General features: G+C 66.7%; 6 protein-coding genes. 4 read left to right on the top strand and 2 right to left on the bottom strand.

The window, feature by feature from the left end; translation table 11 throughout:
* Positions 1-115 precede the first annotated feature (115 nt).
* On the top strand, positions 116-1,141 hold the full coding sequence (locus HMPREF3167_RS03470) for a dimethyl sulfoxide reductase anchor subunit family protein (protein WP_070445528.1): 1,026 nt from the start codon (positions 116-118) through the stop codon (positions 1,139-1,141).
* Between the two features lie 125 nt (positions 1,142-1,266).
* Here HMPREF3167_RS03470 and HMPREF3167_RS09795 read toward each other — a convergent pair whose 3' ends face one another.
* On the bottom strand, positions 1,267-1,422 hold the full coding sequence (locus tag HMPREF3167_RS09795) for a hypothetical protein (protein ID WP_162839030.1): 156 nt from the start codon (positions 1,420-1,422) through the stop codon (positions 1,267-1,269).
* A gap of 94 nt (positions 1,423-1,516) precedes the next feature.
* Positions 1,517-3,178 carry an FAD-dependent oxidoreductase gene (locus tag HMPREF3167_RS03465; protein ID WP_062614079.1) on the bottom strand — a complete coding sequence of 554 codons (1,662 nt, stop codon included), beginning with the start codon at positions 3,176-3,178 and terminating at the stop codon, positions 1,517-1,519.
* Positions 3,179-3,291: 113 nt separating this feature from the next.
* Between HMPREF3167_RS03465 and HMPREF3167_RS03460 the strand changes: the two genes are divergently transcribed.
* From HMPREF3167_RS03460 to HMPREF3167_RS03450, 3 genes are all read left to right on the top strand, one after another.
* Positions 3,292-3,555, top strand: coding sequence for a metal-sensitive transcriptional regulator (locus HMPREF3167_RS03460; protein WP_062614080.1), 264 nt, complete (start codon positions 3,292-3,294; stop codon positions 3,553-3,555).
* Between the two features lie 164 nt (positions 3,556-3,719).
* A complete protein-coding gene (locus tag HMPREF3167_RS03455; protein ID WP_246783058.1) occupies positions 3,720-6,377 on the top strand; it encodes a DMSO/selenate family reductase complex A subunit in 2,658 nt (885 codons plus the stop codon).
* A partial coding sequence (locus tag HMPREF3167_RS03450) for a DMSO/selenate family reductase complex B subunit (RefSeq protein ID WP_070445525.1) occupies positions 6,377-6,929 on the top strand: 553 nt, incomplete at its 3' end. The genes HMPREF3167_RS03455 and HMPREF3167_RS03450, both read left to right, overlap by 1 nt.

Here is a 6,929-nt window from a genome sequence, read left to right as displayed (position 1 = left end):
TCGCCCCGCTCCCCGACCCCTCGATCACCAAGCCGCGCCTGGTCATCCACCCGCACAAGGACGCCCAGCCGTGGAACTCCGCCAACGGCGAGATCCTCAACCCCAAGGAGATCTGATGAACCTCCACGAATTACCCATGATTATCTTCACCGTGGTGGCCCAGCTGTGCGTGGGAATGTTCCTCGTGCTCGGTGCGATCCAGCTCTGGCTCACCGCCACCACCGACGAGCGCACCACCGACCGTCTCACCACCCCGATCCTGTATGTGATCGGCCCGGTGATGGTGTTCGGCCTGGTCGCCTCCATGTTCCACATGAACGACGTCACCCACACCCTCAACGTTTTCCGCCACGTGGGCTCATCGTGGCTGAGCCGCGAGATCGTGTTCGGCGTCGGCTTCGCCGGGCTGGGCTTCCTCTTTGCCCTCCTGCAGTGGTTCCGGGTCGGCCCGGCCAAGGCGCGCATTGCGCTCGGCATGGTGACGGGCCTGGTCGGTATCGGGCTCGTGTGGTCGATGTCGATGATCTACTCCTCGCTCGTCACCGTCCCGGCGTGGAACACCTGGGTTGTCCCGTTCCAGTTCTTCGCCACCACGTTGATGTTGGGCGCGGCCGCCGTCGTCGTGTCCCTCGTTGCAATGACGGCGATCCGGCAGCGCACGCCCGCCACCGAGCGCGGCCCGGTTGCGGTTCCGTCTCGCACGACGACGCCGCCCGCCTGGCAGACCCGCCTCGGCATCGACCGCAACCTGGCCGAGATTCATGCTCCCGCCACGGACAAGGAATGGAAGCTCACCACCCAGATCGTCAAAGCCTGCATGGCCCTGGTCGCCCTGGTGGCGGTGGGGATCCTCATCTCCTACGTGGCACACGTGCAGCACTTGGCCACCCACCCCGAGCCGGCGGCGGCCATCTCCGCGGCGGCGTTCTCCGGCGCGTTCTTCTGGATGCGCCTGGTGCTGCTCGGCCTGGGCGCCGTGGGCGTGGGCTTCGCGGCGTTCAAGTACGCCTCCTTGGCCACGCTTGAGAAGCCGGCCACGCTGACCTGGGTGGTGAGCGCGGCGTTCGTGCTCATCCTCGCCGCCGAGTTCATGGGCAGGTCGCTGCACTATGACTCAATGCAGCTGATCGGCATCGGCTAAGGCACCCCGGCGCGAAGCCGGAGTGAAATTTTTTGGACGATTCCGGGGCGATCTTCTTATTTGAGGAGATCGCCCCGGAATCGTCCAGTGTTTTTAAACTGCCCGGACTTCTATCGCGCCCCGGCTTAGCCAAAGAGCCTCGACAGGAAGGAGCCGCCCTCCTTCGCGTGGCCCTGGCAGCGCTCCGATTCGGGAACGCCGGCGAGGGCCTGCTCGATGTGGTTGCCGCAGCCGGCCCAGGTGGGCTTGCCGCACTTGGGGCAGGTAACGCGCTGGCACATGGTTCTTCCTTCTTTCTTCCCGGGCCTTCACCCCAGGATTTTTCCTGAGAGCGGCTGTGCTCCCAGCTGTTCATGGTGACGGCCAGGGCCGCCTTTACTTGACGACGCCGTCCGCGCTGTCGCCGAGTTCGGCCAGCATGGTGATCATGCCGCCGGAGTGGTTGACGCACGTGTTGCCGGCCTGGACCAGCTGGCGGTGTGCGAGGTAGGAGCGCATGCCGGACTTGCAGTGTACGGCGATAGGGCGCCCGGCCGCAGAGGCGCGAACCTCGTCCATCCGATCGCGGATCTCGAGGTGGGGGATGTTGAGGGCGCCGTCGATGTGGCCCTCGCCCTCGTATTCGGCGCGGCTGCGCACGTCGAGGATGAGGTGGGTCTGGCGCAGGCGCGCCAGGTCGGCGGTGTGCCACACGTCCATCGTGCGGTCGAGCACGTTGGAGGCCATCATGCCGGCCATGTTGACCGGGTCCTTCGCCGAGCCGTACGGCGGGGAGTAGGCCAAGTCGAGGTCGATGAGGTCGGCCACGGTCATGCCGGCCTTGATCGCGGTGGCGAGCACGTCGATGCGCTTGTCCACGCCCCCGCGGCCCACGATCTGCGCGCCGAGCACCTTGCCATCCTCGGCGAAGTGGAGGCGCATGTGCATCTGGGTGGCGCCGGGGAAGTAGCCGGCGTGGTCGGCCGGGTGGAGGGAGATCGTGTGGTGCGCGATCCCCTCGAGCGCGCGCTCGTTCGCGCCGGTCATCGCGGCGGTCAGCTTGCCCACGCGCACGATCGCCGTGCCCGCGGCCGCCGGGATCGGGTGGGACAGGTTGCCGGAGATCGCGTCTGCCACGAGCCGGCCGGCACGGTTGGCCGGGCCCGCGAGCGCCACGGGCCGCCGCGCCCCGGTCACCAGGTCCGTGGAGACCACGGCGTCGCCCACGGCCCACACGCCTTCGAGGTTGGTGCGTCCGTGTTCGTCGACGACGATGGCCCCGCGCTCGCACTCCACTCCCGCATCCTCCCAGATGCTGGTGCGGGGGCGGACGCCGGCGGCAAGCACCACCACGTCTGCCTTCACGCGCGAGCCGTCGGAGAGCACCACGTCGGCCGGCCCACCCGCGCCCGGCTCCTCGATCGCCGTGACGGCGGTGGAGGTGCGCACATCCATCCCGAGCTCGGCCAGCTCTTGGGCCACGTAGTAAGCGCTCTCGGTGTCGAGCGGGGGCAGCACGTGGTCGGCGAACTCGACCACGGTGGTCTTCACCCCGCGCATGGCCAGTGCTTCAGCGGCTTCAAGCCCGATGAAGCCGGCGCCGATCACCACGGCGGACGACGCACCGGCCGCGGCGTCGTGAAGCGCGTGGGCGTCAGAGACGGTGCGCAAGGTGGTGACGCGCGGAGAGTCGATGCCGGGCACGTCAGGGCGGAAGGCCTCGGCGCCGGGCGAGAGGACGAGGACGTCGTAGGTGAGCTCGTAGTCGGCGTCGGGACCATTCACGCGGACGGTGCGCGCGGCGGGGTCGAGCGCGGTAACGGCGCTGTTGACCCGCACGTCGAGGTTGAGTGAGGCCTTGAGCGAGGCCGGGGTCTGGACGAGGAGCGCGCCCGGGTCGGTGATTTCGCCGGACACGAAGTAGGGCAGGCCACAATTGGCGAACGACACCTCGGGGCCCGCCTCGAGCACAATGATCTCGGCGCCCTCCTGCAACCTGCGCAAACGCGCCGCGGCCGACATCCCTCCGGCAACTCCACCAACAACAACGATCCTCATTGGGTGACCTCCATCCCCTTCGATACCCCCTGGGGTATAGGGTAGTGTCGACGACAACGTCGCGCAACCACTCCCCGCCGCGTAGGATGGGCCCGAACAGAAGAGGTAGCATCATGGGCATCGAAGAGCTCCAGGCCGAGCAGCGCAAGGCGCTCAACCGACTCAAGCGCGCCCGCGGGCAACTCAACGCCGTCATCGAGAATTTTGAAAACGGCGGGGAGTGCGTGGACGTCATCCACCAACTCGCCGCCGTGACGTCCGCGCTCAACCGGGCAGGGTTTACGATCGTGGCCGCCGCGATGAAGAATTGCGCTTTTTCTGACGAGCCGCTGACCACGCCCGAGGAGCTGGAAAAGGCCTTCACCTCGCTCGCCTAGGCATTACGAAACTTTATTATCACGTAACTTTTCCCGTGTCAGAGGCGGTTTTCCCGCTTTTGAGATCATCTGGGACTTTGGTCTAACGAACACTCGTCGTTTAGCTCGAATACTGGCATTGACAGCCGGAAATTCCGGCATTCTTTGTTCAGTTTTTGGGGGCGATGATGACTCAGACTCTCTCACCCGGCACGACCGCGCAGCCGCACGGCCCTTCGCGCCGCACATTCCTCAAGTGGTCCGGGGTCGCCGCGGGAGTTGCCGGCCTGGCGGCCACCACCACTAGCCTCGGCACGCCGAAGGTCGCGGCCGCAGACGCGGAGGGGATCGCCGACGCCGACCGCACCGTGTGGTCGGCCTGCACCGTCAACTGCGGCTCGCGTTGCCCGCTACGCCTGCAGGTCAAGGATGGCACCGTGGTCCGGGTCCTGCCGGACAACACCGGCACCGACGAGCTCGGCAACCAGCAGGTGCGCGCGTGTGTGCGCGGGCGCTCGATCCGCCAGCGCATCTACAACCCCGACCGCCTCAAGAAGCCGATGAAGCGCAAGGAAGGCACCAAGCGCGGCGAGGAGCAGTGGGAGGAAATCTCCTGGGATCAGGCGCTGACCGAGATCGCGGAGAAGATGAAGGACATCAAGAACCGCTACGGTAACGAGGCCTTCTACATCCAGTACGGCACCGGCACGCTCGGCGCGGTCATGTCCTGCTCGTGGCCCCCGAACAACACGCCGATGGCTCGCCTGCTCAACGCGTTCGGCGGCTACCTCGACCATTACTCGGATTACTCCACCACGGCCATCACGCAGGCCTATCCCTACTTCTACGGCACGTGGGTCAACTCCAATTCGTTCGACGACGTCGCCAACTCCAAGCTGCAGGTCATGTTCGGCAACAACCCGATCGAGACCCGCATGTCGGGCGGCGGGCACACGTTCGTCACCCAGAACATCAAGCGCGAGCACGGCGTGCGCACGATCATCATCGACCCGCGCTACTCGGAGACCTCCGTGGCGCTCGGAGATGAGTGGGTGCCGGTTCGCCCCGGTACCGACGCCGCGCTGATCGCCGGCATGATCTACGTAATGGTTGAGGAGAACCTGCACGACCAGGCGTTCCTCGACAAGTACTGCCTCGGCTTCGACGAGGACCACATGCCCGAGGGCGCCCCGAAGAACGCCTCCTACCGCGCCTACCTTGAGGGTAAGGGCGCGGACGGGGTCGCGAAGACCCCCGAGTGGGCCTCTGACATCTGCGGCGTCCCGGCAGCCGACATCCGGCGCCTGGCCCGCGAAATCGCCAACGCCAAGCCCGCCGCGATCACCCAGGGCTGGGGGCCGCAGCGCCACGCGAACGGCGAGAACACCGCCCGCGCGATCTTCCTCCTCGCCTGCGTGACCGGCAACCCCGGCATCCCCGGCGGCGGCACGGGCGCGCGCGAGGGTGCGAGGGGCCTGGGGGTCGGCACGTCGTTCTACTCGGAGTTCGTCAACCCCTCGAATAAGATCATCTCCTGCTTCTCCTGGCTCGATGCGATCGACCACGGCCCGGAGATGAATACGTTCAACGCGGGCGTGGGCGTCAAGCCCGAACCCGGGGTGCGCGGCTTGAAGATCCCGGTGGATGAGAACATGCAGCCCGAAAACACCTCGCTAGAGGTGCCGATCAAGGCGGTCTTCCAGTACGCGAGTAACTCGCTCGTCAACCAGACCGGTGACAACAACGAATCGGTGCGCATCCTCGAGGACGAGTCCAAGTGCGAGCTCATCGTCACCACGGACATCATGTACACGGTCTCGGCCCGCTACTCCGACTACGTGCTGCCCGGTACCTCCACCTCGGAGGAGTTCGACTACCACGCCGGTGCGAACGGCGGCCCCATGGCCTACGGCATCGTCTCCCAGCAGGCGATCGAGCCGATGTATGAGACGAAGTCGATCTTCGACATCTGCACCGAGCTCGCCGCGAAGCTGGACCTCGAGCAGGAGTTCACCGGCGGCAAGAGCCGCGAGGACTGGCTGCGTGAGGCGATCAACGGCTCACGCGAGGACGACCCGGCCCTGCCCACGTGGGACGAGTGGAAGGAGATGGGGATCTACCGCCGTAACGACGGCCCCGTCATCACCATGAAGGACTTCCGCGAGGACCCGGAGGCGAACCCGGTGCCCACGCCGTCGGGCAAGATCGAGATCTACTCCGAGCGCCTGGCGAACCTGGCAAAGGCCTGGGAGTTCGGCGTCTTCCGCCCGGCCCTTGCCGGCGACGTCCTCACCCCGCTGCCCGAGTTCGTGGCCACCTGGGAGGGTGCGCTCGAGGCCCGCGAGAACGCTGAGCACCCGCTGCAGGTGATCGGCCACCATTTCAAGGGCCGCACACACTCCAGCTACGGCAACGTCAACCTCCTCAAGGAGGCACACACCCAGACCGCGTGGCTCAACCCGATCGACGCCGAGGCGCGCGGGATCGCCAACGGGGACGCCGTCTACGTGTTCAACGAGCGCGGCACGGTCCAGCTGCGCGCGCTCGTCACGCCGAGGATCATCCCCGGCACCGTGTCGATCCCGCAGGGCGCGTGGTACAAGCCGCTGCCCTCGGCCGATTTCTCGCTACCGGCGGGGGCGAACGGGGAGCGGCCGGTCGACGTCGGCGGCTCGGTCAACACCCTCACCTCCCTCCACCCGACCCCGCTTGCCAAGGGCCTGCCCAGCCACACGGTGCTGGCACAGGTTGAGAAGGCGGAAAAGGGTGCGCTGGAGCGGATCGAGGCGGCCTACTACCAGCCCTATAACGCGGATACCGCGGGCGTGAGCAAGGAGGACTAATGAGCGAGATGCTAACCCAAGCGGGTGCCAACTACGGATTCTTCTTTGACCAGGAGCTCTGCACGGGCTGCAAGGCCTGCCAGATCGCCTGCAAGGACAAGCACGACCTGCCGATCGGCGTCAATTGGCGCCGCGTGGTGGAGTATTCGGGCGGCACGTGGACGGCACAGGGCAACGCCCTCACCCAGAACGTGTTCACCTACTACACGTCGATCGCGTGCAACCACTGTGAGGACGCGATCTGCATGCAGGTCTGCCCCACCACGGCAATGAGCCGGCGCGAGGACGGCACGGTGTACGTCGATTCGTCCAAGTGCGTGGGCTGCCGCTACTGCGAGTGGGCCTGCGCCTATGGCGCCCCGCAGTTCAACGCGGAGCAAGGCCACATGTCCAAGTGCGACCTGTGCTACGACTACCGCTCCACCGGCCAGGAGCCCGCGTGCGTCACGGCGTGCCCGTCGCGCGCACTGGACTGGGGCCCGATCGACGACCTGCGCGCGCAGTTTGGCACCGAGGATGGCATCGCCCCGCTCCCCGACCCCTCGATCACCA

Origin of the sequence: Trueperella sp. HMSC08B05 (assembly GCF_001808405.1) — a bacterium.
Lineage (GTDB): Bacteria > Actinomycetota > Actinomycetes > Actinomycetales > Actinomycetaceae > Trueperella > Trueperella bernardiae.
Note: the sequence above shows the minus strand (reverse complement) of the source record. Positions and strands in the feature narration are given on the sequence as shown.

Bases quoted from the DNA above. Each gene is read 5' to 3' on its own strand.
- HMPREF3167_RS03470 (WP_070445528.1), top strand. From the start codon at position 116: ATGAACCTCCACGAATTACCCATGATTATCTTCACCGTGGTGGCCCAG.
- HMPREF3167_RS09795 (WP_162839030.1), bottom strand. From the start codon at position 1,422: ATGTGCCAGCGCGTTACCTGCCCCAAGTGCGGCAAGCCCACCTGGGCC.
- HMPREF3167_RS03465 (WP_062614079.1), bottom strand. From the start codon at position 3,178: ATGAGGATCGTTGTTGTTGGTGGAGTTGCCGGAGGGATGTCGGCCGCG.
- HMPREF3167_RS03460 (WP_062614080.1), top strand. From the start codon at position 3,292: ATGGGCATCGAAGAGCTCCAGGCCGAGCAGCGCAAGGCGCTCAACCGA.
- HMPREF3167_RS03455 (WP_246783058.1), top strand. From the start codon at position 3,720: ATGATGACTCAGACTCTCTCACCCGGCACGACCGCGCAGCCGCACGGC.